We start from the raw sequence: 26205 nt of genomic DNA on the forward strand, positions 1-26205 counted from the left end.
AAGCGCGTTTTTGTTGCGCTGCAAATTAAGCAGCAGCAACGACATTAACCACCAGTTTAGCAACAACGTCGCTGTGAACCTGGAAATTAACTTCGTATTCACCGACAGAGCGCAGAACGCCTTCCGGTAAACGCACTTCGCTTTTAGCAACTTCAACGCCAGCCGCAGTCACTGCGTCAGCGATGTCGCGTGCGCCGATAGAACCAAACAGTCTGCCACCGTCACCGGCTTTAGAATTGATGGTTACAGTACCCAGTGCATTGATTTTCTCTGCACGGGCGTTGGCAGCAGCCTGAGTTTCAGCTTGTTTAGCTTCCAGCTCAGCACGACGAGCTTCGAAAAACTCGATGTTGGTTTTGGTTGCAGGGACAGCTTTACCCTGTGGAACCAGGAAGTTACGAGCATAGCCCGATTTTACGTTAACCTGATCACCCAGGTTACCCAGGTTTGTTACTTTATCAAGCAGAATAACTTGCATTACCTTATCCTCTCAAAGTCGTTAATGGACAGTGGCCGATTACTGATGACGATCAGTGTACGGCAGCAGAGACAGGTAGCGCGCGCGCTTGATAGCACGGGCCAGCTGACGCTGGTATTTTGCGCGAGTACCGGTAATACGGCTCGGTACAATTTTGCCACTTTCAGTGATGTAGTTTTTCAGCGTTGCGATATCTTTATAATCGATCTCTTGAACGCCTTCCGCGGTGAAACGGCAGAACTTGCGACGACGGAAATAACGTGCCATTAGGCTAGTCTCCAGAATCTATCAATTCAATCTGCTCGGCATGTAACACTATTCTGCTTTGTCCTGTTTTTGCCTGATGGCAATGCAGGAAACCGTCAAGAATGAGTGACGTGCCGACCGTTATATGTTGAGTAATCTGCAGATGTTCAGTACCACTGATAATGACAGGGATACGACACCGTGCATGCCGGGATAATCCGGCTTCCTCCTGCAGTGACTGGTGCTCAAGCACGAACTGACAGTGAGGAATTCCTGAGGGGCTGGTCTTTCTGACAACATTGCCACAGACAGTGCCGGACAAGCGCAGATGATTAGCCGCCGTCATGGATTACTCTTCAGAATCCTCAGCATCTGAGTCATCAGAGGTTTCGTTAGCAAAGTCTTCACGACGATCACGACGTTCTTCTTTTGCTTTAACCATTGGTGACGCTTCAGTTACCGCGTTTTTAACGCGCATAACCATGCTACGGATAACGGCGTCGTTGAAGCGGAAGTTAGTTTCCAGCTCATCGATAACACTCTGCGGTGCTTCAACGTTCAGCAGAACGTAGTGTGCTTTATGCAGTTTGTTGATCGGGTAAGCCAGCTGACGGCGACCCCAGTCTTCCAGACGGTGGATCGTGCCTTCAGCACCGGTGATAGCACCAGTGTAACGCTCGATCATACCTGGAACCTGCTCGCTCTGGTCAGGATGGACCATAAATACGATTTCGTAATGACGCATCGGTTGCTCCTTACGGATTATTCAGCCTCCTGTCAGGGTCAGCCGCGGCCCATGGAAGCAAGGAACGTTTTTAAGTGCGGCTGAAAAATTGACGCGTAATAATACTGGCCGGGCGGGTGAAACTCAAGCAAATAAATCAGTCTAACGACAGAAAACAGGTGACTGGCTGACAACAAGCGGCTGAAGCCACATCATTACAGGGCACGCAGTTCCGTTAGCCTCTCTGCAGGCCACCATAAGCAACGCCAGCAGGTGAAAAACGCGCCAACGTGCTATGATTTTCGGGTCACCCACAGCAATTCAGAAATGGCTGCTGACTAAACAGGAGTAAGTGATGAATATGATATTCCGTAAAGCCTGTGCAGTCGCACTGCTCTCTGCGACTGCCCTGCCCGTTGTTGCACAACCGCTGCCAGGTCTCAGTTCCCTTATCGATAGCCAGCAAGGTCGCCGGGCCTTTTCACAGCTGATTGCCGGACAGCATTTACCGGGCTGGATAAAGAAGGGAGGAGTCGAAACGCCGATGCAGGAAGTGACTCTCAACAATACCACTTACCAGGTTTACTACAGTTGCAAACCCCATGACTGTGCCGCAGAACGTTTTGCCCTGATCTATTCACCGGCAGACAATAGCATGAGCGGATTATGGTCGCGTAATGATGAAAAACATAACAAAGAGCAACTGCGATGGTTAAATATCAGTGATAAATTTTCAATAGATGGTAAGACCGTACTTTATGCAGCCATTAGCGGCAGTCTGGCTAATCATCCGCATGACTTTAATTTTTCCAACCAAAACTAAGCCCACTTTTCCGCAGTGCGGCAGCAGATTCCTGCGGCCGCCACTGGATAACCGCAAGCCACACGGTGATTGCTGCCATTTGTTCTGCCAGGGTGAGTGATAAAATGCCGCTACGTGTACTGTTCATATTTTCTGCGCTACTGCTGAGTAGCTGTGCTCTGGTCAACCCCACGCCGGTGCCACGTCCTCCGCTAAAGCCTTATGCCCAGGAACTGAGTCTGGCCCAGACGCTGGATTTGTGTAAAACAGCCAATGTGCACGTCACTGTCTACGGATCGCCGGATGATGCCGAACGGACAATTCATGCCATGGCTAATCAGGCCGGAGTTCGCTGGTATCGGATTATTATGGTGAGTGATACGGTAGTACCAGGCAGGTGGTATAGTGAGGCAATCTTTTACAGTACTCACCCCGCAGCCCGCAGTGCCGGGAGCACAACGGGCGGGGGCTGCTAATCAGGAAGTCTGGCGCTGGCGCACGGCTTCAAACAGACAAATGCCGGTGGCGACCGACACATTCAGTGACGATACGCTGCCTGACATAGGAATACTGATCAGTTCATCGCAATGCTCGCGGGTCAGGCGGCGCATACCATCGCCTTCTGCCCCCATCACCAGTGCCATCGGCCCGGTCATTTTACTTTGATACAGGTTGTGGTCTGCTTCACCCGCAGTCCCCACAATCCAGACGTTATACTCCTGAAGCAGACGCATGGTACGCGCCAGATTGGTAACCCGAATCAATGGCACAGACTCTGCGGCGCCACTGGCTACCTTTTTGGCGGTCGCATTCAGTGAAGCGGAGCGATCTTTCGGTACTATCACAGCGTGAACTCCGGCAGCATCAGCACTCCGCAGACAAGCACCAAGGTTATGCGGGTCAGTGACGCCATCAAGAATCAGCAGGAATGGCTGTTCGATTTTTTCCAGCAGATCGGGCAGATCCCCTTCCTGGTAATGACGGCCGGGCTTCACATTGGCAATGATTCCCTGATGTACCGCCCCTTCGGCTTTGCTGTCCAACCACTGACGCGTAGCCACCTGCACCACAATACCCTGCCCCTCCAGTGCAGTGACCAACGGCTGCAGACGACGATCATCGCGTCCTTTCAGAATAAATACTTCCTGAAAACGTTGGGGATCACGCTCCAGTAAGGCCTCGACGGCATGAATACCAAAAATAATTTCGCTCATAACTCAGTTCAATGGTTGGACGTTGAATAACAGACATCTGTCGGGGGAGCGACAGATGTCCTGGAATAAAGGCCGTTAGTCAGCTTTTTTAGCCGCCGACTTTTCCTTTTTAGCTGCACGTTTCGCTTTAGTGGCAGCGGCGATTTTACGTGTTTTCTCCGAGACTTTTTTGACTTTCTTTACCGGAGCCTCAACATTACTGCTGTTTTGCGCGGTTTTCTTTTTTGTAACCGCGCTTTTTTGCCGGTTTCTTACTGTCGGTGCGGAAAGCACTGTCGGGTTCGAAGTTAGCCGCAGAACGGACTTCGCGACGACGTTTACCGGCAGCCCCGGTGGAGGACGTTTTTTTCGCTTTTTCGCGGGCGGTTTTACCGGCCCCACGGGGCTGACGCTGGCTCGAGACTAACGCAAAGTCTATCTTACGTTCATCCATATGCACGGCTTCAACCCGAACTTCGACAATATCGCCCAGCCGGTAGGTATGGGCACCGGACTCACCGATCAGCCGCTGCCCAATCGCATCAAACCGGTAGTAATCATTATCCAGCGTCGAAACATGCACCAGACCATCGATAAACAGATCATCCAGCCGTACGAAGAAACCAAACCCGGTGACACTGGAAATGACACCGTTGAAGGTATTACCGACCTGGTCCTGCATAAAATCACATTTCAGCCAGTCAGCGACATCACGGGTCGCTTCATCAGCACGACGTTCAGTCATAGAACAGTGCTGACCCAGTTGTAGCATCTGTTGCAGATCGTAATGGTACCCCCCGGTCGGGGTCGTATTCCCTTCAAGCTCACCGGCATTTTTCGCCAGTAAATACTTAATCGCACGGTGCAGCAGCAAATCGGGATAACGACGGATAGGTGAAGTGAAATGTGCGTAAGAAGTCAGGGCCAGGCCAAAATGGCCGCGGTTTTCCGGATCATAAACGGCCTGCTTCATGGAACGCAGTAGCATAGTCTGAAGCATTTCGGCATCCGGCCGATCGGCAATTTTTTCGAGCAATTCTGAGTAATCCAGAGGTGCTGGCTTAGTACCGCCGGACAGGCTGAGTCCAAGTTCGCTCAGCACAGTGCGAAAACTTTTAATGCTGTCATCAGACGGACGGTCATGATCACGGAACAGTGCCGGTTCCTGATATTTTTCGACAAATTTCGCCGAGGCAATATTGGCCAGAATCATGCACTCTTCAATCAGCTTGTGCGCATCATTACGGGCTGTACGTTCGACCCGCTCAATCCTGCGCTCGGCATTAAAAATAAATTTCGCCTCTTCGGTCTCAAACGAAATGCCACCGCGTTCGGCCCGCGAAGTTTCCAGCACCTGATACATACGATGTAATTCTTCCAGGTCCCCAACCAGGGGCGCATATTGTTCCCGCAGTTCCGGATGGCCCTGCAGAATGCTCCACACCTTGTTATAGGTCAGACGGGCATGGGAATTCATGACAGCTTCGTAGTGCTTATAGCCACTGAGTTTTCCTGAAGCAGAAATGGTCATTTCGCAGACCATACACAGGCGATCCACCTGTGGATTCAGTGAACAAAGACCGTTAGACAGTACTTCCGGCAGCATTGGAACGACCTGCGAAGGGAAGTAGACCGAGGTTCCGCGCAGCTGAGCTTCATTGTCCAGTTCAGTACCAGGGCGCACATAATAGCTGACATCGGCTATGGCCACCCATAACCGCCAACCACCACCACGTTTTTTCTGGCAATAGACGGCATCATCAAAATCACGGGCATCTTCACCGTCGATGGTGACCAGAGGCAGCTTGCGCAGATCAACACGACCGGCTTTGGCTTTTTCCGGGACCTGCTCACTCATGGCAGACATTTGCTGTTCAACAGCTTCCGGCCAACTATGAGGAATTTCATGGGTCCGCAGTGCCATATCCACAGCCAGACTGGTGCCCATGGTATCGCCAAGAATCTCGATTACCCGACCGATAGCTTTGGTACGGCGGGTCGGACGTTTCTCCAGCTCCACCACGACCACCGCCCCCATCCGGGCATTGAGGGTAAACTCCGGTTCAATCAGAATATCGAAACTCAGACGGCTGTCATCCGGCACCACAAAACCAGCGCCGGCATCGACAAAATAACGCCCGACAATCTGGCTGTTACGGGGTTCAAGCACCCGTACGACCCGTGCTTCACGGCGGCCTTTACGGTCAGCGCCTCCCGGCTGAGCCAGGATAACGTCGCCGTGCATACAGAATTTCATCTGTTCGGCCGATAAATAGAGGTCGTCTTTGGAATTTTCTATCCGCAGAAAACCGTAACCATCACGGTGGCCAATAACTTTGCCACGTAACAGGTCCAGACGCTCCGGTAAGGCATAGCACTGACGGCGGGTAAAGACCAACTGTCCGTCACGTTCCATGGCTCTCAGACGGCGACGCAGAGCTTCTGTCTGCTCTTCGCCACTGATATCCAGTTCGCGGGCCAGCTCTTCGCGGCTGGCAGGTTTTTCCCTTTTATCTAAATGGGCAAGAATAAATTCCCTGCTAGGGATCGGATTTTCATATTTCTCCGCTTCCCGTTGCTGAAAAGGATCTTTTGACATAGGTTCCTCCAATGTCATGAATGTGTATTTACCACAGCGGCATCCGTGATAAGAATCTTATATAAATTGTCGTTATTTCGAACGATATCCGCCAGCGTATAGTTATCCAGTTCGCTCAGAAATTGTTCCATTGCACTATTTAACGCTGCTTTCAGGCGGCAAGCCGGGGTAATAGCACACTCCTCACAATTCACCAGTTGCAAAGGTTCCAGTTTCCGCACCACATCACCAAGATTAATCGCCTCTGCTGGCATTCCAAGGCGGATCCCACCATTTTTGCCCCTGCTGGCACGGACAAAGCCTTCACGACTTAACTGATTAATAATTTTAACCATATGGTGCCGCGAAACACCATAGACATCCGTCACCTCAGTGATACTGGTCATCCGGTGTTCCGGTAACGCCGCCATAAAGATGAGTGCCCGTAGGCCATAATCTGTAAAGCTGGTGAGCTGCACTGTTTCCTCGTCGTTTCTGCCGGACAAAAACTGTGTAGTGATTAAGAAAAAACCTCTGTCTACTGATAATAAACCAGAGCGCGGGGTTACGGAGAATTATTTAAAAAACCAGAGAACCAGGTCAGCAAACGGGGAGAAAAGGAAAATGCTGGCAGGAAAGACAAAGGCCGGAAATATTCCGGCCTGAGTATGATTATGCATCAAACGGGTCGCGCAAAATCATAGTTTCACTGCGGTCAGGACCGGTTGAAATAATATCAACCGGAACGCCAGTCAGTTCTTCAATACGGCGGATATAATCATGTGCTGCTTTCGGCAGACCTTCCGGTGTTTTCACACCAAAAGTACTTTCACTCCAGCCAGGCATGGTCTCATAAATGGGTTCAATACCTTCCCAGCGTTCAGCAGCCAGTGGCGTTGTCGTGACTTCACGGCCATCCGGCATACGGTAACCGACACAAATTTTCACGGTTTCCAGGCCATCCAGCACATCCAGCTTGGTCAGACAGAAACCAGACAGAGAGTTGATTTGCACTGCACGGCGTACCGCAACCGCATCCAGCCAGCCGGTACGGCGGCGGCGGCCAGTAGTTGCACCAAATTCGTTACCTTTTTGACCCAGGAACTCACCGATGTCATCAAACAGTTCTGTCGGGAACGGACCTGCACCCACACGGGTAGAGTACGCTTTCACGATACCCAGTACATAGTCAACATAACGTGGACCCAGGCCTGAACCGGTCGCCACGCCACCCGCGGTAGTATTAGAAGAAGTAACATACGGGTAAGTACCGTGGTCGATATCCAGCAGGGTCCCTTGAGCGCCTTCGAACATCACCAAATCACCGCGTTTACGCGCATTATCCAGCAGTTCAGAAACATCTACCACCATACCGGTCAGGATATCCGCAATCGCCAGCACATCATTCAGGACAGTCTGATAATCAACCGCTTCCGCTTTGTAGTAATTCACCAGCTGGAAATTGTAATACTCAACAATCTCTTTCAGCTTGGTGGCGAAAGTTTCTTTATCGAACAGATCGCCAACACGCAGACCACGACGGGCAACTTTATCTTCATAAGCAGGACCAATACCACGTCCGGTGGTGCCAATGGCTTTATCCCCACGCGCCTTTTCACGAGCCAGGTCCATCGCAACATGGTATTGCAGAATTAACGGGCAGGCTTCAGATAACAGCAGACGTTCGCGTACCGGTATCCCGCGATCTTCCAGGCCTTTCATCTCTTTCATCAGAGCTTCAGGTGACAACACTACGCCGTTACCAATAATACTGGTGACGTTTTCACGCAGAATACCTGATGGAATTAAGTGGAGGACGGTTTTTTCACCGTTGATGACAAGTGTGTGACCGGCATTGTGGCCACCCTGATAGCGAACAACATATTTCGCACGTTCAGTCAGAAGATCTACGATTTTACCTTTGCCTTCGTCACCCCATTGGGTGCCAAGTACGACGACGTTCTTACCCATTTTCCAAAACCACCGATTGCTTAAAAAAGGATTCTACCATCTGAAAACCGCTCTTTCAGCATTTTTAGCATACGATTGCGCACTTTTTTTGCCCGGTTTTTGCCCGGCAGCACAAAACTCAGTCAGGCCGGTCTGTTTCGAAAAAAGTTTACCGGGTCACCATGTAATAAATAACAATACCCGCGACCACCAGACCGCCGCCAAACCGTCGCAGCATGGTGTCCGGGAGTTTAGTCATAGCCGCGATAAATTTTCGCCATGCCCCGGGATAGAGCATCGGCCCCAGGCCTTCCAGCACTAATACCAGTGCTAACGCCATCCAGACTGTTGTATTCATTCCTGATATTCCATAAAAAAGGCCGACTAACGCCGGCCTGCCATGATTAATCGCTGATTAATGTGCCGCTGCCGCCGGTGGTTTCATAAAGCGCAGGAAATCGTTATCAGGGCTCATAACCATCACGTCCTGATTCCCTTTAAAGCTGTTTTCATACGCAGTCAGACTTCTGACAAAAGAATAGAAATCCGGATCTTTGCCAAAGGCATCGGCAAACAGTTTCGCTGCCTGAGCATCACCTTCACCGCGAATAATCAGTGCCTGACGTTGTGCTTCTGCCAGAGTCGTGGTGACCTGGTAGTCCGCCTGAGCACGCAGTTTTTCCGCTTCTTCCTGACCTTGTGAACGCTGACTACGGGCGACCGATTCACGCTCTGCACGCATACGGTTGTAGATAGCGTCCGACACTTCCGCCGGCAGATTGATCTGTTTAATCCGCACATCGACTACATCGATTCCCAGAGCGGCCATACTGTTAGGGTTTACGGCAGCCACTTTTCCCTGAGTCTCCTGCTCTACCCTTGCCGCTGCACTGGCTATCGCATCATCAGCCGCCGGAGTCTGCACGTCATCATCATTACCAGCGCTGCCGGTGTTAAGTGCATCGCGCACATCCGTGGTCAGCCGCCCGCGGGAATCAGTGACGATATCCCGCACATCCAACCGGCCAATCTCGGAGCGCAGACGGTCACTGAACTTACGTTTCAGCAGCAACTCGGCCTGGGAGATATCACCGCCACCGGTCGCCAGATAGTAACGACTGAAATCGCTAATCCGCCACTTAATGTAGGAATCGACAATCAGGTCTTTTTTCTCTTTCGTCACAAACCGGTCGGCCTGGTTATCCATGGTCTGAATCCGGGCATCCAGTGTCTTAACCGTCTCAAAGAAAGGCATTTTAAAATGCAGTCCCGGGGTATAGACCAGTGGTTTATTTTCGTTGTCCCGCAGTACCTTACCAAAGCGCACCACAATACCGCGTTGCCCTTCCGGGACCACAAACATAGAGGTGAATAACAACACCAGCACGACAACGATCGCTACAATTACAGAATTACGCATTACTCATCTCCTCCATCACGCTGGCCATCATTGCGAAGCGCATTTGCTCTGCGCTGGTCCAGGACACTTTCCGGTGAATAACCAGAACTGCTCTGGCGCATGCTGACATCAGAAGATGTGTAAGATGAGGGCTTCAACGGGGTCACCGGCGTCGCGGTCTTACCCGATGTCGCGGCCGCTGCGGCGCCACCTTTCAGCAACTGGTCGAGTGGCAATACCATCAGGTTATTGCTTTTATCACTCACGATGACCTTACGGGTATGCGACATCACCCGTTCCATCGTGTCCAGATACAGACGCTCTTTAGTAATCTGCGGAGCAGCTTTGTATTCCGGTAAAATTTCGGCAAAGCGGGCAACTTCCCCCTGTGCTTCCAGCACTGTCCGTTCTTTATACGCCCTGGCTTCTTCCAGAATACGCTGCGCCTGGCCGTTGGCTCTTGGCTGAACTTCGTTGGCGTAAGCTTCGGCTTCGCGGACATACTGTTCACGGTTTTCACGCGCCGCAATAGCATCATCAAAAGCGGCTTTAACTTCTTCTGGCGGACGAGCCGCCTGGAAGTTCACATCCAGTACGCTAATCCCCATATTGTAAGGACGAATTGTCTCCTCGATCTCTCGCTGAGTTTCACTGCGCACGACAGTCCGCCCTTCCGTCAGTACCCTGTCCATGGTCGAGCGGCCAATCACCCCACGTAATGCACTGTCAGTCGCCTGACGCAGGCTGTCGTCTGCATCGGTGACAGAATACAAATAACGTTCAGGATCAGTGACACGGTACTGGACGTTCATTTCCACGCGCACGACGTTTTCATCCGAAGTCAGCATCACCCCGGAAGTGGCCAGTTCACGCACGGCTTCCACATTCACCGCACGGACCTTATCGATAAAGGTTGGCTTCCAGTTCAACCCTGGCTCCACCAGGTGACTGTACTGACCAAAACGGGTAACAACCCCCCGCTCTGCTTCACCGATAGTGTAAAAACCACTGGCGGCCCAGACCACCACCGCAACGGCCACCACAACTGCGGCAATTTTTCCGCCGTGCTGACCCTGTCCGTCAGATTTTCCGCCACCGAATCTGCCCAGCTTACTGCTGAGCTTGCGGAAAATATCATCCAAATCAGGAGGTCCCTGATCGCGACCCCCACGATTATCCCCGGAATTGCCGCCTTTATTATTGCTGCTTCCCCAGGGGTCGCGGTCCTGTCCGTTATTACCGGGCTGATTCCACGCCATGCTTATACTCCATTTATAGTAGTGCGGTGATAATTTAACGTATGTGCGGTGGTATCTGATGCTGCGATACGAGTTAAGGTATTAATAAAAATCAGACAATATAATCAATTACTGAAGGTTCCTGTTTACACATTCTCCGCCAGTCAACAATAGGCATCCGGATTTGCATTCCGGTGCTGCCATCTTCTTCGTTCCACTCTCTTTCTATCGCCTGCAACTGATAAAAACGGCTGCGTAATTTCCCCGCCCCCGGCGGCAGACGTAGCTCATAACTGGCAATTTCCCCGGCCAGACGTTCAGACAGTGCCTGCCACAGCAAGGGTACCCCGGCCCCGGTCTGTGCAGATAACCAGACACGGACGGGCATATTTTCTTCATTACGATCAATACGCGGCTCGAAATCTTCCAGCATATCGATTTTATTCATAATCAATAATGTTGGAATTTCATCGGCTTCAATTTCAGCCAGTACCTCATTCACCGCATCAATATTTTCGTTCACCCGCAAATCTGCAGCATCTATCACATGCATCAGTAATGACGCCTGTCGGGTTTCCTGCAATGTCGCTTTAAAAGCCGCGACTAAATCATGAGGCAGATGGCGAATAAAACCGACCGTATCCGCCAGAACAACTTCTCCGACATCCGTAATCTGTAGCCGACGCAGAGTCGGATCCAGAGTAGCAAATAACTGATCCGCAGCATAAACATCGGCGGCGGTGACGGTATTAAACAGGGTCGATTTTCCGGCATTGGTATACCCCACCAGCGAAACCGTGGGAACATCGGCTTTCGCCCTGGCCTGTCGTCCTTGTTCACGCTGTTTTTCAACCCTTGATAACCGCGATAATATCAGGCTGATACGGTTACGCAGCAATCGACGGTCAGTTTCCAGCTGTGTTTCACCGGGCCCACGTAAGCCTATTCCGCCTTTCTGACGCTCAAGGTGAGTCCAGCCTCTGACCAGTCGGGTCGCCAGATGGCGCAACTGGGCTAACTCAACCTGGAGTTTACCTTCATGAGTACGCGCTCGTTGTGCAAAAATATCCAGAATCAGCCCGGTGCGATCAACCACCCGGCATTGACATAAACTTTCAAGATTTCGTTCCTGGGCAGGTGATAACGCATGATCAAACAGGACCACTGAGGCCCCTGTTGCCTTCACCACATCAGCAATTTCTTGTGCTTTGCCTTCACCAACGAAATATTTGGGATGGGGGGCTTTACGGCTTCCGGTCACTACCTGGAGTGATTCAACACCTGCTGAAGAGACAAGTGTTTCGAATTCCTGTAAATCTTCAACATCCCGGTCCTGTGTAAACCAGATATGGACCAGTACGGCCTGCTCGCCGGCATCATAACGCTCAAACAAGCGACAACCTCTCTTAAAAAAAGACCAGGGTGGGGGACAACACACTCGTCACCGACCCTGGCATTGCGGATTACTAATTACTCTGCGTTGTCACCGTCTTGTTGTGACTGAGCCGGTGCTGACCCGTTGTTATGATAGTTACTGCTACCTGCCGGTGCATTAGTATGATGGGAGACCGGACGGGAAGGAACTACCGTCGAAATTGCGTGCTTGTAAACCATCTGGCTCACGGTGTTTTTTAACAGAATGACAAACTGATCAAATGACTCAATCTGACCTTGCAATTTAATGCCATTCACCAGATAAATTGAAACCGGTACACGTTCGCGACGCAATGCGTTTAAAAACGGGTCTTGTAATGATTGCCCTTTAGCCATTCTATCTTTTCCTTATATGCTTGTTGTTTATTATTGCAGAACCAACAGTGTAAAAATTGCGAAAAATTTTGCGCACGGTAACCAATCAATTGTACACATTCACCGAATGTTAGCACTAACTACCTGCATAATCGCATCTTGTGCTAATAAGGGCTGTTCACTGTCAAGCCAGTGAACATTTTGCCAGCCGCGCAACCATGTCATCTGTCGTTTTGCCAGCTGGCGGGTCGCCACAATTCCGCGAAAAACCATCTCATCGTAATCGGTTTCACCCGATAAATAAGACCACATTTGGCGATAACCTACGCAACGAATTGAAGGCATATCGGTATGCAGATCACCTCGCGCGAATAATTCCCGCACCTCAGTCTCAAATCCTGACGCCAGCATCTGTCGAAACCGCAACTCAATACGCTGATGTAACAATTCGCGTGTCACAGGTGCAATAGCAAATTGTATGACATCGTAAGGCAGCGCTTCTCCGGAAACTTGTGTCAGCTCTGTTAAAGTTTTACCTGAAATAAAAAAAACTTCCAGTGCCCGCGAGAGTCTCTGTGGATCATTCGGATGAATACGCATTCCCGATTGCGGATCAATCTGGCATAGGTCACGATATAGTGACTCCCAGCCTTCGTTTCTGGCTCTTTCTTCAATATGCTGACGGACTTTGGGGTTCGCCGCCGGTAACGGCGACAATCCCTCAAGCAGCGCTTTGAAGTACAGCATAGTCCCGCCGACAAGCAACGGAATACGCCCCTGCTGTACAATCTCATCCATCTCTTTCAGCGCATCACGGCAAAAGTCCGCAGCCGAATAAGCCTCATTTGGATCACGGATATCCAGCAACCGGTGAGGTGCCTGCGCCAGCTCCTCTGCCGAAGGCTTTGCCGTACCAATATCCATACCTTTGTAAATCAACGCAGAATCGACACTGATGATCTCGACCGGTAATTTCTGACGTAACGCAATCGCTTGTGCTGTCTTACCCGAGGCGGTAGGCCCCATCAAAAATATCGCCTTCGGCCGGTCAGCCAGGTTTATATTACTCATGTTCCAACGCTTCAAAGATATTATCTAAATTCACTGCCTGTAATAATCCGGCAGGAGGAGCTGACACCAACGCGGGTGTCAGGCGTTCCAGCTCAGCCAACAGAGCAATCGCCTGGGTGTGATTCCATTCGGGATGCGCAGTATGGCAACGTAAGGCCAGCCATTGTGCGAGGTGATCTGCACTGCTTTCTGCCTGCAGGGAAAGATAGCCTAACAGTTCAGGAATCAAGATTTGTAAATTTTGTGTGCGCAATGGTAAAGGCACCCCACGCAAAGTGACATGCTGAGCCTCCACCGCAAAATCCAGCCCAAGAGCCTGCAAACTTTCGGCATGACGCGCTAAACAGTGACGTTCCTGTTTTTCTGCTTTCAATCGTACCGGAATCAGTAATGGTTGCGAACGTAACGCTCCGTCAACAGGTTGTAACTGAGCTCTGACCAGCCAACGTGCGGCCACACTTAGCGAAATGACACTCAGTCCGCCAGGCCCTTCTGTCAACGCATACGACTGCCTGAGCACACTTAACACCCGGCCAAAACTTTGCTGGTGAGATGTCAGAGGTGGCGGATCTGGTTCCCTGACGGCGGATTGTGTCCGGGAGGCCGTGCTCAACATCTGCTGATACAGTGCACCCTGTTTAGCCTGATATCCCGGTGTAGTGAAAGCGGACGCCGGAACAGCACCGGAAGCATTTCGGTTCCCTGTCACATCTCCGGAGCGTGGTACTGCAGATGACAATGGCCTTGATTCAGTGGCTGAAGGTACTGTCGCCGAAGGCAATGAAAACCGGTTACTTCCGGCAGCACTTCGGTTGGCCGGGGCATACATCCCTCCCTCCTCAGGGGCGGAGGGTTCATCGGGCAACACCTGCGCTGCACTTTGCAGTGCACTCAATACCCCCTGATAGATAAAATCATGGACCAGCCGGGATTGATGAAAGCGGACTTCATGTTTGGCCGGATGCACATTCACATCCACCTGATGCGGATCAATCTGCAAATACAGGACATAGGCAGGCTGTTGATCTTCTCCAAGTTTATCCTGATAGGCCTGACGGATGGCATGATTAATAAGCTTATCCCGCATCATGCGGCCATTCACGTAACAATATTGCAGGTCAGTGACTTGCCTGGCCCCTGCGGGGTCTGCTACCCAACCGGTCAGGTTTAGTGCATCGTGTTGCCATTCAAGATGCAGTGCATGCTCCAGAAAAGCCGAACCACAAATGGCCGCTAAACGACGTTCCCGTTGTCGTTGGTCGGTCGCAATCCGGTAATGTCTGACCGTTTTACCGTTATGGCTTAGCATTAACTCCACATCAAAACGAACCAACGCAATCCGGCGAATGATTTCATCAATGTGGGCAAATTCGGTTTTTTCGGTACGCAGAAATTTCCGCCGGGCCGGGGTGTTATAAAACAGATCCAACACTTCGAGCGTAGTCCCACACGGGTGTGCTGCGGGCTTCAGTGTGACTGCCATGTCCCGGCCTTCGGCATAAGCCTGCCAGGCGCCACTCTGCTCAGCGGTACGTGAGGTGAGTGTCAGTCTTGACACCGAACTGATACTGGCCAGTGCTTCACCGCGAAATCCCAGACTCATGATGGCTTCAAGATCATCCAGACTGGTGATTTTGCTGGTAGCATGACGTGCCAGTGCCATCGTCAGTTCATCTTTGGCAATCCCCGCGCCATTATCCCGAATGGAAATCCGCTTTGCGCCACCTTTTTCAATATCAATTTCAATTTTTGTCGCGCCTGCATCCAGACTATTTTCCACCAGCTCTTTAACCACCGATGCCGGGCGTTCAACCACCTCACCGGCAGCTATCTGGTTAGCCAGTTGCGGCGGTAATATTTGTATTGCCATCGCCGTTCCTCACAAAAAAAGCGTCCGGACAACCTGCCGTTACCGGAACATTTAAGGCTGCGAAATAGTCAGTGTCTGGCCCAGCATGACATTTTCTGAGCGCATATGGTTTTGCTGCATAATGGTTTTGCTACTCACACCATAGCGCGAGGCAATACTGCTTAGTGTATCCCCCCGTACCACTTTATGTTTGACCACCGCAGGTTTGCGCACTCCCGTGCCCGGAACAGTTTTAGCACCAGCCATGACTTTCAACCGCTGCCCTACCCAGACACCAGGTTTCTTCAGTTTGTTCAGTTCTGTCAGCTCACCAACGCTGACACCATAACGTTGTGCAATCCCTGATAAGGTTTCACCACGCTGTACCACATGGATCCGGAGTGAAGCACTACTGGCGGGCTGTGCCCGGGTGACCGGCAGAGCTTTATTCTCTTTCCCCGGAATATTTTGCATAGGGTGAGCTTTAAAATAGTTATACAGTCCGTGATAAATCGCTTTCGCTATTTTATCCTGGTAGGCATTGCTCCCCAGCAGCCGTTCCTCATTACGATTACTGATAAATCCGGTCTCTACCAGCAATGAAGGGATATCCGGCGAACGTAAAACCCCCAGGCTGGCATGTTCCGGTAACCGTTTATGCATCGGCGTCACTGCCCGCAGTTGCTGGATAACTTTAACCGCAACGTCATATCCCACTCGTTGGGAATGACCAAACTGCAGATCCAACACGGCCTGGCTGAAATAGGGATCTGACTGATTATTGGCCAGTAAATCCCCTGCCCCCCCCAGTAGTTCAGACTGATTCTCGGTTTTTTCCAGCCAGCGGGCCATCTCAGAATTCGCCCGCCGGTTAGAGAGTACCCACACCGAAGCTCCGGTCGCGCTGTGGCTGGGTGCTGAATCGGCATGAATAGAGACCAACAGATTAGCATTCTCCTTACGAGCCACCTCAGACCGTCCCATCACCGAGACATAGTAATCGCCTGTACGAGTCATGACGGCTTTAAACATCCGATTAGCATTAAGCAATTTCTGTAATTTACGGGCAATAGAGATGGTAACGTTCTTCTCTTTCAGACCATTTTGCCCAATAGCCCCGGGGTCCTGACCACCATGTCCGGCATCAATAGCCACAATCACCCGATCGCTTGTGGCTACGCGGCTTACCGGGGTAGGCGCGGCAACCTGAGTAGCGGTATTGACGGGTGGGTTAGCAGAAACTGTCGCTGCCGGGGGGGTAACTGCGCCCTTGCCACGCAGTGAAAATATGACCTGATACAGATTGCCTTTTTGTGCCACGCGCACCACATTGCTGGCTGGCGTTGCCAGTTCAAACACCAGGCGAAAACTTTGCTTATTTACCGGCCGGCTGGTACGAATTCGTTTGACGAGATTCTGGCCACTGAAGTTGAGCGGCAACCCGTTCATCGTCCCTGCCTGGCGAATATCCAGAACGATCCGTTCCGGATTATGCAGAGGAAACCACGTATAGCCTGGTTTACCGTTAAAATTAAGCGTCACAGTCGTCAGTGACTGACCGTTATCTACCTTGATATCAGACAGGGAAGCCGCAGACGCCAGCCCTGGTAACAGTAAAAGTAACAGTGTTAATCCATACCAGCATCGGCACTTCCATGTCATGCGTTTTTCCCGTCTGTAGTGAGCTTATCCATTAGCGTCTGACCATACGTATTTCCCGCAGTAATCTCTGCCTGGCGGGCATCGCCGTCATAGCTCATCGTTACGATTAAATCTGGCTCAGGAAGAAAGCCCTGCCCCTGCTGCGGCCATTCCACCAGACAAACAGCGTCCCCGCCAAAATAGTCGCGGACGCCCATAAATTCGAGTTCTTCAGGATCTGCCAGACGATATAAATCAAAATGATAAATTGCCCGTTCATCAATCACATAAGGTTCTACCAGAGTATAAGTCGGGCTTTTCACATTTCCCCGGTGACCAAGTGCCTGAATAAAACCCCGGCTGAAAGTGGTTTTTCCGGCGCCAAGAGAGCCGTGCAGATAAATGACGGTTGCCTGATGACAAACCTGAGCCAGAGCAGCGCCTAAAGCGAGCGTTGCAGATTCTTCAGGTAAAGAGATGACAGTGGTATTCATTATTTGTTTTAGATTCATTCCGGATTAACTAATCGCCTGAGCGGTTCAAACAGATCGCTGGCTAACATACCCCGCATTCCATGCTTGCGGGCTACCCAATCGGCGGCACCTCCATGGGCGACCACTCCTGCACAGGCTGCATCATAAAGAGAGAGTTTCTGACCAGCAAGTGCAGCAATAACACCACTCAGTACATCTCCCATCCCACCGGTCGCCATTCCCGGGTTGCCGACATCGGCAATGACTGTTTCCCCGTCGGATGAACTGATAACAGTTCCGGCGCCTTTCAGTACGACCACACCGCCATATCGTTGGACTAACTGACGCGCAGCCAGCAAACGATCGTTTTCAACACTCTGCACCGATGTGCCTAATAATCTTGCAGCTTCTCCCGGATGGGGAGTAAGAATCCGATTCTGACGTGTATCGGGATCGATTGCCAGAAGGTTGAGGGCATCAGCGTCCCAAAGTGTCTGTTTTTTACTTTTTTTACCTGGCTGAAGACGTTTTTTCCCCAGGCCTGCTGTCCCAGCCCGGGTCCGATGACCACGGTATCGGCCCATTCCAGACTTTCTTCAAGCTGTTGTTCAGACAGCGCTGCGGTCATAAGTTCCGGTCGTGCCGTCACTAATGCAATGACGTTATCCGGATGTGTCAAAACCCGCACCAGACCGGCCCCACTCCGCAGTGCCGCTTCTCCCGCCAGACGGATAGCCCCGCCAGTGCCCTTATCACCCCCAATAAGCACGAGTTTTCCATGATCGCCTTTATGTGCCGTCGCATTGCGAGAAGGCAACCAGCCAGCCAGATGACTAACATCCTTGCGCCATACCGGGGGATTGACATAGGTTCCTGCCAGATCAGGCCCTAAATGATCTGTCAGGATCGTTCCACAATAATCACGGGCTTTGCCGGTAAGCAATCCGGCTTTCAGGCCAATAAATGTCAGCGTGACATCCGCTTTGATCGCCACACCAGGGACTGTGCCGCTATCGGCCAACACCCCGGAGGGGATATCCAGAGCAAATACCGGCACGGATCGTTCCCGTACTTTCCCGATCAACTGTCGGTAAGGATCTTCCGGTGCGCGGTTCAGGCCGATCCCCAGCAGTGCATCAACGATCAGATGCTCTTCACCGATCCAATCACTGTCAGCCGGCAGACATTCACCACCACAGGCCAGCCATTGCTCACGGGCATGCAGTGCCTCTTCCGGTAATCGCGCGGCATCACAAGCAATCACTGTCACCCGCAAACCAGCCTGCTTAGCCAGACGCGCCACGACATAACCATCACCACCGTTATTCCCGCTACCACAGAGAATCCGCCAATGGCTGGCCTGTGGCCATAACCGGCAGATTTGCTGAAAAGCCGCATGTCCCGCCCGCTCCATCAATGTCCGCGTAGATATCCCGCAGAGGCTACAGAGCTGCTGTTCGAGTGATGGAAATTGACTGGCTGGCCAGACGGCCCCGGAAAGTGACAACAGGTTGAGGGTATTCACAGACATTGACCACCTCTGACCAATAAAAGGAAAGGAGTCACAATATCATACCAAAAATCAAAAAGGGGTTTAGCCGGGATTATCCTGACAACCGTGATACACGATATTTTCGTCCGGGTCAGAAACTCATCTCAGAGCCTGACAGGTCGTTTTTTTCTGCTGTGGATAAAAAATAAAAAAGCTCAGACATTCAAAGGCTACGAACGAAATATGACCGGGGTCACATTCAGCAGCACTGGAAAATATAAATAATTAAATCAATATATTATATCGTTCTTATCCATCAGGGACTGAAGAGAATTAAGATGAAGAAAATTAGCCGTAACTGTGGATAACTCTGTTTACAGACCACAGAATAAAACCACGGTTTTTATCCGATTTCAGGAGATTTATCCGCAAAAAATAACCCGCTGAATGCTGTTTCGCACGGGTGGCCTCTGTCGGTACCTTTCGGGGAGGCGCATTATGCAGCTATCCCCCCCTGATAGCAATCAGCAAATCTCCTGCCACAGACTGTTTGCTTAGTCTCTGTACAATAGCCGACATCTGTTTGGTGCCTGATCCGGCAATCACAGTAGCAAAAAAAATAGAAGGATCAGCAGGATACACAGAGGATCGAGGATCCTTTCATCGTGACCCACGATCCCGCTACGAATCACTGGTCATCTCACAAAAAAGATCGCGATAAAATCATCCCGCAGGAAACTATTCAGCCCGCCATATTTCTTGGTATGCTGCATTTAGCTGTTGTTCTAACTGGTAAATACTTTCCATACGAAACAGTTTCGATAAAAATTAAATAAGCAACCTGGAAAAAAACAATGAATAGTCGCGAAATCATTTGGTTTGATGGAGAGTGGAGTACAACGGACAAGCCGGTTATTGGATTAACCGATCATGCACTATGGATGGCTTCTGGTGTGTTTGATGGCGCACGCTCTGTCAAAAGCTATCTGCCCGACCTAGAACCACATTGCCAGCGGGCGATCCGCTCCGCAATCACTATGGGTATGGCGCCTAAGATTTCTGCGGAACAGATAGCTGATTTGGTGCGTGAAGGACTGAAACAACTGCCTCATGACACGGATTACTATATTAAGGTCCTGTTCTACTCTCCGGGCGGTTTCCTGTTGCCCGATCCAGATACCACGACTTTCGCATTACATATTTTTGAAACCGCCCTGCCGGAAGATAACGGTTTCAGTGCCACCTTTAGCCCGTTCCGTCGTCCGGATGCCACTATGGCCCCAACCGAAGCAAAAGCGTCCTGCCTGTACCCGAATACTCAGCGTATTATCCGTGAAGCTAACCAGCGTGATTTTAATACCGCTGCAGTATTGGATGCAGAAGGCAACATTGCTGAGTTTGCCGCGGCTAACCTGTGGATGGTTAAAAATGGAATCGCCTACACTCCGGTACCCAACGGTACGTTCCTGAACGGGATTACCCGCCAGCGTGTGATTAAACTGCTGCGTGAAGACGGAATTACCGTCGAGGAAGTCACTCTGACTCCGGAAGACGTTCTGAATGCCGATGAAATTTTCAGTACCGGTAACCACGGAAAAGTTCTGCACTGCAACCGCATTGAAGATAAAGTATTAACCCGTGGCCCTGTGAGTGCCCGCGCCCGGGAACTGTATCAGGAGTTTACTCTGCAATCAGAGAAAATTGCCGGATAATGCACAAAGCATATCTGTTAAGGCCGGCGTTGATACGCTGGCTTTTTTTTATGCCCGGATATTTGTCAGAGATGAGAAATTACGCCAGATCAGTAGAAAAAAAAGCAGATAGTGATAAAAACCAGAAGTTACCGAAAAACTGGAGCGGGAAACGAGACTCGAACTCGCGACCCCGACCTTGGCAAGGTCGTGCTCTACCAACTGAGCTATTCCCGCATTGGAAGGTGTTACTGCTAAATTCCTGTGACTATCAACTTAGCGGAGAATGTTGACTAACCCTTTGATTGAAAGGTGTTTTTTTGTTCTCCGTAACAGGATGGACAGTATTATGGACTAACTTTTCGGTGACGGCAAGCCTCATGCCATCTTTTTTTTCTTACCGGTTTTAATCACCCTGGCCGCCTGATTCAAAGTCGTTGGCGATAAACCACCCCGCTCCGATTTATTGTTCCACTGGCTGAAATTTCCAGTATGCCGGGCTGCCAAATTTATCGGCGAAAAAGTCGATGACCGTACGTACATTCAGCGGCATAAAACGCGCGTGCGGGTAAAGCATAGCAATCACCAGTTCCTGCTGGCTGATGGCGACCTGGTAGCCAGGCAGCAACCGCACCAGCTGGCGTTGTTTCAGTAATTCGCCAATTAACCAGTCCGGCATGGCGATAATGCCGGCTCCCTGCAATGCTGCATTAAGCAAAGTCTCCGCATTGTTAGATAACAGTACCCCGCGCGGAGCCTGAATTTCCGTCGCCTGACCTGGTTTGGTGAAAAACAGCCGTTGAGCCCCCATGACTCCTTTGTAGACAAGGTATCGGTGATCCTCCAGCTCATCCGGCGCTTGAGGTGTACCATGACGGGCAAGATATTCCGGGCTGGCCGCCAGATGATAGACAGAAGTATCCACCACCCTGACGTGCAGACCAGAGTCCTGTAACGGCGCAATACGAAACAGCAGATCAGCAGCATCACTCAGCGGATCGATAAAATCGTCGGTCTGAGTCAGTTCAATACGCAATCCGGGATATCGGTCAGTCAGCTCTGCCAGCCACGGGGCAATATGCCGGTATCCAAAAACTACCGGAGCATTAATCCGTACCAACCCTGCCGGCTGACGCTCACGATCCAATAGCTGCTGAGTCGTACTGCTAAGTTCATCCAGAACCCGACGAAAAGTATTGCCATACAATCGTCCGGCCTCTGTCGGGACAATCGTCCGCGTATTGCGGAACAACAGCTGTAATCCCAGTTCATCTTCCAGCTGGCTGATAATGCGCGATACCGATGAAGGTGACATTGATTCCCTGCGCGCCACTCCTGAAAAATTGCCGGTATCAAGAACTGCGACGAACAACTGCATTGCCCGGGTGCTAATACTCATCATGATCTATCTGTGCATAAATTGCATAAGTGTTATGCAATCTTCCCTGTTTTTAGAAAATCACTCAAATATTATTATTGGTTTTTTCTGATTATCTGGAAGCTAAACACCATGAAATTAGCCGCAATCATGCTGGTGATACTGGCAGGGATGGGACTGTCCGTAGAAGCCGGTATTCTCGGGCCGCTGGGTGAACGTGTAGGACATTACTGGGCAAGCCTGAGCCTGTTTGGTGTTGAAGCCGCGCTGACCTGGCTGCTGATGCTGTTTTGGGGGCCCAGAAACCCTCAGCCCTTCCTGGCTTCACCTGGCTGGCAACTAACAGGGGGTATCTGGGGCCCGATGTACGTCATTATTCTGACGGTCGCCACTCCGGTGACTGGAATTACTCTGCTGATGACCGGAGTGCTGGCCGGACAAGTCAGTAAAAGCCTGCTGATTGACCATTTTGGCTGGTTTGGTGCACAGCGTCGGCCAGTAAACGTACAGAGGCTAACCGCTCTGCTGTTGGTGGCTGCGGCCCTGATCCTGATTGCCGGAGGCAAATGATAATGATTATTTTGATGGTGATACTCGCCATTATTGGCGGTGCGTTACTCAGTGTTCAGGCCGCGGTTAACGGGAAGCTGGGGGCGACACAGGGGGCTATTCGTACCACCTTTCTCACCTTCCTTTGTGGGACAGCAGTCAGTGCCCTGCTGGTCATATTTCTGGAACCTGCACACAGCACCAGCCTGTTCGAGGTTCCGAAATGGCAGTTGACCGGGTCATTTCTCGGTCTTGCCTATGTACTGACCATGGTTTTTGCCGTGCAGCAAATTGGCACTGCCGTCGCCACTGTGGCGGTAATTCTTGGACAACTGGCGATGTCCATGATGATTGACAGCTTCGGCTGGCTGGGCAATCAGGCCATTCCCCTGTCGTGGAACCGTATCCTGGCAGCGGTTTGTCTGGTGATTGCGTTAGGGTTTATCTACAGCGGAAATAAAACGGCAGCTTCTGCCAGCCAGAAAACTCATTCTGACTAACCTGCGGTAGCCTTGTCCTGAACGTCGGTTTCGGGACAAGGCACTGCACCATCGGGAGTGACTGTCATGCTAAAGGGTTCCTGCGAAACACAGAAACGAAAAAAGGACCCGAAGGTCCTTTTTTCTGTGACAGACAGAGGCAATTACCGGTCTGTCTGTCTGAATCTGGAGCGGGAAACGAGACTCGAACTCGCGACCCCGACCTTGGCAAGGTCGTGCTCTACCAACTGAGCTATTCCCGCAGGGTGGTACTTTTACATCGTTAATTTTACATCTTAATCTGGAGCGGGAAACGAGACTCGAACTCGCGACCCCGACCTTGGCAAGGTCGTGCTCTACCAACTGAGCTATTCCCGCACCGGTAACGTATAAAATTCTTCATCGTTACGGGGTGCGAATTATACGAGAATAATTTCCCGGCGCAAGCCCCGCAGAGGATATTTTTCCTGCCTGGTGACTGACTGCTGCTTTAATCGTCAGGTTGATGGCAGATTAGTCAATTCAGCTTAAAGCTTAAGAAAATTTTCGCGATAGTAACGTAGTTCAGCGACTGACTCACGAATGTCGTCCAGCGCCTGATGGGTACCGGCTTTTTTAAAGCCCGGCAAAATCTCCGGTTTCCAGCGACGCGCCAGCTCCTTGAGCGTACTGACATCCAGTGCCCGATAATGGAACCAGGCTTCCAGCTCCGGCATATATTTATATAAGAAACGCCGGTCCTGACCAATACTGTTGCCACAGATAGGCGAGGCATTCGCTGGCACCCACTGTTTTAAAAACTCCAGTGTCGCCAGCTCTGCCGCGCGGTCGTCATACTCGCTGCGTTTTACCCGCTCCACCAGACCACTGCCGGTGTGAGTACGAACATTCCAGTCGTCCATCAAAGCCAACTGAGCATCTGACTGATGAACGGCAATAACCGGTCCTTCGGCCAGAATATTCAGGTCAGCATCGGTGACCAGTGTGGCGATTTCTATGATCCGATCCTGCTCCGGCTCCAGGCCGGTCATTTCAAGGTCGATCCAAATCAGGTTATTTTCACTTGCTGTGGACATGGGTATTTCTCACCGTTGCTAAAATCGTCTATTGAACGCTATTAATGTTATCATAGCCGTTTTGCATCGTCGGGTCGAAGTCCGGCAAGTCATGAGAGGATGTGTGAGCAAAAATAAACTGTCAAAAGGTCAGCAACGCCGTGTCAATGCGAATCATCAGCGGCGCCTGAAACCACGGGTTGAGAAAGCCGAGCCGGATGACAGCCTGTTTGGCGAACCGCAGGAAGGCATTGTAATAAGCCGCCTGGGAATGCATGCCGATGTGGAAGACAGCGAAGGTCAGATACTACGCTGTAATCTCCGCCGTACGCTTCGTTCACTGGTAACCGGTGACCGTGTGGTCTGGCGAGCGCCAAAGAGTGGTACCGGTAAAGGTATTGTTGAAGCGGTGCATGAGAGAACCTCCGTACTCAACCGTCCTGACTATTATGATGGTCTGAAACCGGTGGCCGCGAATATTGATCAGATTGTTATCGTTTCGGCCATCCTGCCTGAGCTGTCACTGAATATTATCGACCGCTACCTGGTTGCCTGCGAAACACTGGGGATTGCCCCGCTACTGGTCCTGAATAAAACCGACCTGCTGGATGATAAAGCCCGGCAGTTTGTCGACAGCCAGATGGATATCTATCGCCAGATAGGCTACCCGGTACTGATGGTGTCCAGCCATAGCCAACAGGGTTTGCAGCCACTTGAGCAAGCACTCACTGACCGGATTAGTATTTTTGCCGGCCAGTCCGGGGTGGGGAAATCAAGCCTGTTGAATACACTGCTGGGGCTGAGCGTCGAAAGTGAGAATGAAATTCTGACCAATGATGTTTCTGATAACTCAGGCCTGGGGCAACATACCACCACGGCAGCGCGCCTCTACCATTTTCCGAAGGGTGGAGATGTGATCGACTCTCCGGGAGTGCGTGAATTCGGTTTATGGCATCTTGAGCCCGAACAAATCACCCGCGGGTTTGTCGAATTTAATGACTATCTCGGCCACTGCAAATTCCGCGACTGTAAACATGACACAGACCCGGGATGTGCCATCCGCCAGGCCGTGGAGCAAGGAAAGATCAGTGATATTCGTTTCGACAGTTATCACCGTATTCTGGAAAGTATGGCTTTAGTTAAAGTCAGAAAAAATTTTTCTGTCAGTGAGGACTGACTGACATAACGGCGGGTTCGCCAATGCACTCAGGCATCACTATGTTTCGCCTGATTATTTTAACGTCGTGATTACGCAGGAGGCAAAATGCTGGATCGTATCAAACTTGGCATTAATGCAATTTTACCCAAAAAACATTTAACCGAACTGGCCGGATGGGCAGCCAGTCGTCGTGGTGGCTGGCTGACCCGCGCCGTAATCGATCTTTTTGTCTGGTATTACAAAGTCGACATGACGGAAGCTAAACAAAAAAATACCACTGCCTACCCGACGTTTAACGACTTTTTCGTGCGTCCGCTGAAAGAAGATGCCCGTCCCATTGATCAGGATCCTAACCATCTGATTCAACCGGCCGATGGTGCTGTCAGCCAGGCAGGACGCATCGAAAATGACCAGATATTCCAGGCCAAAGGTCATTACTATTCCCTGGAAGCTCTGTTGGCAGGCAACGATCAACGGGCCAATGCCTTCCGTGACGGACAATTTATTACCACCTACCTCGCGCCGCGCGATTATCACCGCGTGCATATGCCATGTAACGGGATTTTACGTGAAATGGTATATGTTCCGGGCGATCTCTATTCGGTCAACCCCCTGACTGCGCGAAATATCCCTAACCTGTTTGCCCGAAATGAACGCGTGATCTGCTATTTCGATACCGATTTCGGACCAATGGCACAGATTCTGGTGGGTGCGACCATTGTTGGTAGTATCGAAACCGTCTGGGCCGGCACTATCACGCCGCCACGGGAAGGAGTTATTAAGCGCTGGCACTATCCGGACGCGAATGCCGAAGGGGCCGTGGTCCTGCTGAAAGGCGCAGAAATGGGACGTTTCAAACTCGGTTCTACGGTAATTAATCTGTTTGCCCGCAATAAAGTTATTTTCAGTGAGTCACTGGAAGCGGAATCCAAAACACGCCTCGGTCAGCCACTGGCGACACCGTTCACGGCAGACAGCGCTGACAGTTCTGTCACTAGCTAATCCGGAGAA

Annotated in this window: 25 protein-coding genes, 3 tRNA genes and 2 pseudogenes; 7 read left to right on the forward strand and 23 right to left on the reverse strand. The window is 51.0% G+C overall.

Features of this window, described 5'->3' with window-relative positions; all coding sequences use genetic code 11:
• Nucleotides 1-25 precede the first annotated feature (25 nt).
• Genes rplI through rpsF form a run of 4 tightly spaced genes read right to left on the reverse strand, consistent with a single transcriptional unit; the run spans nt 26 to nt 1469 of the window.
• Nucleotides 26-478 (reverse strand): 50S ribosomal protein L9, encoded by a 453-nt coding sequence (gene rplI / locus HA49_RS15515; RefSeq protein WP_038023510.1) that lies wholly within the window; start codon nt 476-478, stop codon nt 26-28.
• Nucleotides 479-517: 39 nt separating this feature from the next.
• Entirely contained in the window at nt 518-745 is a 228-nt protein-coding gene (gene rpsR / locus HA49_RS15520) for a 30S ribosomal protein S18 (RefSeq protein WP_000135199.1), read from the reverse strand.
• Between the two features lie 4 nt (nt 746-749).
• Nucleotides 750-1070 (reverse strand): primosomal replication protein N, encoded by a 321-nt coding sequence (priB, locus tag HA49_RS15525; protein ID WP_038023512.1) that lies wholly within the window; start codon nt 1068-1070, stop codon nt 750-752.
• Between the two features lie 3 nt (nt 1071-1073).
• Nucleotides 1074-1469, reverse strand: a complete 396-nt coding sequence (rpsF, locus tag HA49_RS15530) for a 30S ribosomal protein S6 (RefSeq protein WP_038023514.1) — start codon at nt 1467-1469, stop codon at nt 1074-1076.
• A 334-nt stretch (nt 1470-1803) separates the two neighbouring features.
• Here rpsF and HA49_RS15535 point away from each other — a divergent pair, with 334 nt between their 5' ends.
• Both HA49_RS15535 and bsmA read left to right on the forward strand, forming a co-directional pair.
• Entirely contained in the window at nt 1804-2271 is a 468-nt protein-coding gene (locus tag HA49_RS15535) for an Ivy family c-type lysozyme inhibitor (protein WP_245610220.1), read from the forward strand.
• A gap of 104 nt (nt 2272-2375) precedes the next feature.
• Nucleotides 2376-2726: a biofilm peroxide resistance protein BsmA gene (bsmA, locus tag HA49_RS15540; RefSeq protein ID WP_038023888.1), complete on the forward strand. Its 351-nt coding sequence runs from the start codon at nt 2376-2378 to the stop codon at nt 2724-2726.
• On the opposite strand, the gene rlmB is transcribed toward bsmA, so the two are convergent.
• From rlmB to nnr, 14 genes and pseudogenes are all read right to left on the reverse strand, one after another.
• The gene (gene rlmB, locus HA49_RS15545; protein ID WP_038023517.1) at nt 2727-3464 is read right to left on the reverse strand and encodes a 23S rRNA (guanosine(2251)-2'-O)-methyltransferase RlmB; all 738 of its coding nucleotides are present in this window, start codon (nt 3462-3464) and stop codon (nt 2727-2729) included.
• 75 nt (nt 3465-3539) lie between these two features.
• Nucleotides 3540-6042 (reverse strand): annotated as a pseudogene (rnr, locus tag HA49_RS15550) (ribonuclease R).
• Between the two features lie 14 nt (nt 6043-6056).
• A complete protein-coding gene (gene nsrR, locus HA49_RS15555) occupies nt 6057-6500 on the reverse strand; it encodes a nitric oxide-sensing transcriptional repressor NsrR (RefSeq protein WP_038023521.1) in 444 nt (147 codons plus the stop codon).
• Nucleotides 6501-6693: 193 nt separating this feature from the next.
• Nucleotides 6694-7992, reverse strand: a complete 1299-nt coding sequence (locus tag HA49_RS15560) for an adenylosuccinate synthase (protein WP_038023524.1) — start codon at nt 7990-7992, stop codon at nt 6694-6696.
• Between the two features lie 148 nt (nt 7993-8140).
• On the reverse strand, nt 8141-8329 hold the full coding sequence (locus HA49_RS15565) for a DUF2065 domain-containing protein (RefSeq protein ID WP_038023527.1): 189 nt from the start codon (nt 8327-8329) through the stop codon (nt 8141-8143).
• Between the two features lie 57 nt (nt 8330-8386).
• The gene (hflC, locus tag HA49_RS15570; RefSeq protein ID WP_038023528.1) at nt 8387-9391 is read right to left on the reverse strand and encodes a protease modulator HflC; all 1005 of its coding nucleotides are present in this window, start codon (nt 9389-9391) and stop codon (nt 8387-8389) included.
• Complete coding sequence (gene hflK, locus HA49_RS15575; protein ID WP_038023531.1) at nt 9391-10629, reverse strand: FtsH protease activity modulator HflK; 1239 nt, start codon at nt 10627-10629, stop codon at nt 9391-9393. The genes hflC and hflK overlap by 1 nt, the downstream gene beginning before the upstream one ends.
• A 91-nt stretch (nt 10630-10720) precedes the next feature.
• Nucleotides 10721-12001, reverse strand: coding sequence for a ribosome rescue GTPase HflX (gene hflX / locus HA49_RS15580; protein WP_038023534.1), 1281 nt, complete (start codon nt 11999-12001; stop codon nt 10721-10723).
• Nucleotides 12002-12078: 77 nt separating this feature from the next.
• On the reverse strand, nt 12079-12378 hold the full coding sequence (gene hfq / locus HA49_RS15585; protein ID WP_038023537.1) for an RNA chaperone Hfq: 300 nt from the start codon (nt 12376-12378) through the stop codon (nt 12079-12081).
• 99 nt (nt 12379-12477) lie between these two features.
• Complete coding sequence (miaA, locus tag HA49_RS15590) at nt 12478-13428, reverse strand: tRNA (adenosine(37)-N6)-dimethylallyltransferase MiaA (RefSeq protein WP_038023539.1); 951 nt, start codon at nt 13426-13428, stop codon at nt 12478-12480.
• Nucleotides 13421-15298 (reverse strand): DNA mismatch repair endonuclease MutL, encoded by a 1878-nt coding sequence (gene mutL, locus HA49_RS15595; protein ID WP_038023540.1) that lies wholly within the window; start codon nt 15296-15298, stop codon nt 13421-13423. Before mutL ends, miaA begins: the two co-directional genes overlap by 8 nt.
• A gap of 51 nt (nt 15299-15349) precedes the next feature.
• On the reverse strand, nt 15350-16939 hold the full coding sequence (amiB, locus tag HA49_RS15600; RefSeq protein ID WP_084706442.1) for an N-acetylmuramoyl-L-alanine amidase AmiB: 1590 nt from the start codon (nt 16937-16939) through the stop codon (nt 15350-15352).
• Nucleotides 16936-17412: a tRNA (adenosine(37)-N6)-threonylcarbamoyltransferase complex ATPase subunit type 1 TsaE gene (gene tsaE / locus HA49_RS15605; RefSeq protein WP_038023542.1), complete on the reverse strand. Its 477-nt coding sequence runs from the start codon at nt 17410-17412 to the stop codon at nt 16936-16938. The genes amiB and tsaE overlap by 4 nt, the downstream gene beginning before the upstream one ends.
• A gap of 14 nt (nt 17413-17426) precedes the next feature.
• Nucleotides 17427-18922: pseudogene (nnr, locus tag HA49_RS15610) on the reverse strand (bifunctional ADP-dependent NAD(P)H-hydrate dehydratase/NAD(P)H-hydrate epimerase).
• A gap of 815 nt (nt 18923-19737) precedes the next feature.
• Between nnr and HA49_RS15615 the strand changes: the two are divergent.
• The gene (locus tag HA49_RS15615) at nt 19738-20595 is read left to right on the forward strand and encodes a branched-chain amino acid aminotransferase (RefSeq protein WP_038023545.1); all 858 of its coding nucleotides are present in this window, start codon (nt 19738-19740) and stop codon (nt 20593-20595) included.
• Nucleotides 20596-20735: 140 nt separating this feature from the next.
• Here the strand turns inward: HA49_RS15615 and HA49_RS15620 are convergent.
• Together HA49_RS15620 and HA49_RS15625 are read right to left on the reverse strand one after the other, a co-directional pair.
• Nucleotides 20736-20811 (reverse strand) — tRNA-Gly (locus HA49_RS15620).
• A gap of 226 nt (nt 20812-21037) precedes the next feature.
• Nucleotides 21038-21976 carry a LysR family transcriptional regulator gene (locus HA49_RS15625; RefSeq protein WP_038023548.1) on the reverse strand — a complete coding sequence of 313 codons (939 nt, stop codon included), beginning with the start codon at nt 21974-21976 and terminating at the stop codon, nt 21038-21040.
• A 108-nt stretch (nt 21977-22084) separates the two neighbouring features.
• Here HA49_RS15625 and HA49_RS15630 point away from each other — a divergent pair, with 108 nt between their 5' ends.
• Nucleotides 22085-22522, forward strand: a complete 438-nt coding sequence (locus tag HA49_RS15630) for a DMT family transporter (protein ID WP_038023550.1) — start codon at nt 22085-22087, stop codon at nt 22520-22522.
• Between the two features lie 2 nt (nt 22523-22524).
• A complete protein-coding gene (locus HA49_RS15635; RefSeq protein ID WP_038023553.1) occupies nt 22525-23001 on the forward strand; it encodes a DMT family transporter in 477 nt (158 codons plus the stop codon).
• Between the two features lie 166 nt (nt 23002-23167).
• Here HA49_RS15635 and HA49_RS15640 read toward each other — a convergent pair.
• The 3 genes from HA49_RS15640 to orn all read right to left on the reverse strand — a co-directional run bounded on the left by HA49_RS15640 (nt 23168) and on the right by orn (nt 24056).
• Nucleotides 23168-23243, reverse strand: a tRNA-Gly gene (locus HA49_RS15640).
• Between the two features lie 39 nt (nt 23244-23282).
• A tRNA-Gly gene (locus HA49_RS15645) sits at nt 23283-23358 on the reverse strand.
• 149 nt (nt 23359-23507) lie between these two features.
• Nucleotides 23508-24056: an oligoribonuclease gene (gene orn / locus HA49_RS15650; RefSeq protein WP_038023555.1), complete on the reverse strand. Its 549-nt coding sequence runs from the start codon at nt 24054-24056 to the stop codon at nt 23508-23510.
• Between the two features lie 103 nt (nt 24057-24159).
• Between orn and rsgA the strand changes: the two genes are divergently transcribed.
• Together rsgA and asd are read left to right on the forward strand one after the other, a co-directional pair.
• The gene (rsgA, locus tag HA49_RS15655) at nt 24160-25212 is read left to right on the forward strand and encodes a small ribosomal subunit biogenesis GTPase RsgA (RefSeq protein ID WP_038023558.1); all 1053 of its coding nucleotides are present in this window, start codon (nt 24160-24162) and stop codon (nt 25210-25212) included.
• Between the two features lie 87 nt (nt 25213-25299).
• Entirely contained in the window at nt 25300-26196 is an 897-nt protein-coding gene (gene asd, locus HA49_RS15660) for an archaetidylserine decarboxylase (RefSeq protein WP_038023560.1), read from the forward strand.
• The last annotated feature ends 9 nt before the right edge of the window (nt 26197-26205 follow it).

This window comes from Tatumella morbirosei, from assembly GCF_000757425.2.
Taxonomy (GTDB): Bacteria; Pseudomonadota; Gammaproteobacteria; order Enterobacterales; family Enterobacteriaceae; genus Tatumella; species Tatumella morbirosei.

Bases quoted from the DNA above. Each gene is read 5' to 3' on its own strand.
- rplI (WP_038023510.1), bottom strand. From the start codon at position 478: ATGCAAGTTATTCTGCTTGATAAAGTAACAAACCTGGGTAACCTGGGT.
- rpsR (WP_000135199.1), bottom strand. From the start codon at position 745: ATGGCACGTTATTTCCGTCGTCGCAAGTTCTGCCGTTTCACCGCGGAA.
- priB (WP_038023512.1), bottom strand. From the start codon at position 1,070: ATGACGGCGGCTAATCATCTGCGCTTGTCCGGCACTGTCTGTGGCAAT.
- rpsF (WP_038023514.1), bottom strand. From the start codon at position 1,469: ATGCGTCATTACGAAATCGTATTTATGGTCCATCCTGACCAGAGCGAG.
- HA49_RS15535 (WP_245610220.1), top strand. From the start codon at position 1,804: ATGAATATGATATTCCGTAAAGCCTGTGCAGTCGCACTGCTCTCTGCG.
- bsmA (WP_038023888.1), top strand. From the start codon at position 2,376: ATGCCGCTACGTGTACTGTTCATATTTTCTGCGCTACTGCTGAGTAGC.
- rlmB (WP_038023517.1), bottom strand. From the start codon at position 3,464: ATGAGCGAAATTATTTTTGGTATTCATGCCGTCGAGGCCTTACTGGAG.
- HA49_RS15560 (WP_038023524.1), bottom strand. From the start codon at position 7,992: ATGGGTAAGAACGTCGTCGTACTTGGCACCCAATGGGGTGACGAAGGC.
- HA49_RS15565 (WP_038023527.1), bottom strand. From the start codon at position 8,329: ATGAATACAACAGTCTGGATGGCGTTAGCACTGGTATTAGTGCTGGAA.
- hflC (WP_038023528.1), bottom strand. From the start codon at position 9,391: ATGCGTAATTCTGTAATTGTAGCGATCGTTGTCGTGCTGGTGTTGTTA.
- hflK (WP_038023531.1), bottom strand. From the start codon at position 10,629: ATGGCGTGGAATCAGCCCGGTAATAACGGACAGGACCGCGACCCCTGG.
- hfq (WP_038023537.1), bottom strand. From the start codon at position 12,378: ATGGCTAAAGGGCAATCATTACAAGACCCGTTTTTAAACGCATTGCGT.
- miaA (WP_038023539.1), bottom strand. From the start codon at position 13,428: ATGAGTAATATAAACCTGGCTGACCGGCCGAAGGCGATATTTTTGATG.
- mutL (WP_038023540.1), bottom strand. From the start codon at position 15,298: ATGGCAATACAAATATTACCGCCGCAACTGGCTAACCAGATAGCTGCC.
- amiB (WP_084706442.1), bottom strand. From the start codon at position 16,939: ATGACATGGAAGTGCCGATGCTGGTATGGATTAACACTGTTACTTTTA.
- tsaE (WP_038023542.1), bottom strand. From the start codon at position 17,412: ATGAATACCACTGTCATCTCTTTACCTGAAGAATCTGCAACGCTCGCT.
- HA49_RS15615 (WP_038023545.1), top strand. From the start codon at position 19,738: ATGAATAGTCGCGAAATCATTTGGTTTGATGGAGAGTGGAGTACAACG.
- HA49_RS15625 (WP_038023548.1), bottom strand. From the start codon at position 21,976: ATGATGAGTATTAGCACCCGGGCAATGCAGTTGTTCGTCGCAGTTCTT.
- HA49_RS15630 (WP_038023550.1), top strand. From the start codon at position 22,085: ATGAAATTAGCCGCAATCATGCTGGTGATACTGGCAGGGATGGGACTG.
- HA49_RS15635 (WP_038023553.1), top strand. From the start codon at position 22,525: ATGATTATTTTGATGGTGATACTCGCCATTATTGGCGGTGCGTTACTC.
- orn (WP_038023555.1), bottom strand. From the start codon at position 24,056: ATGTCCACAGCAAGTGAAAATAACCTGATTTGGATCGACCTTGAAATG.
- asd (WP_038023560.1), top strand. From the start codon at position 25,300: ATGCTGGATCGTATCAAACTTGGCATTAATGCAATTTTACCCAAAAAA.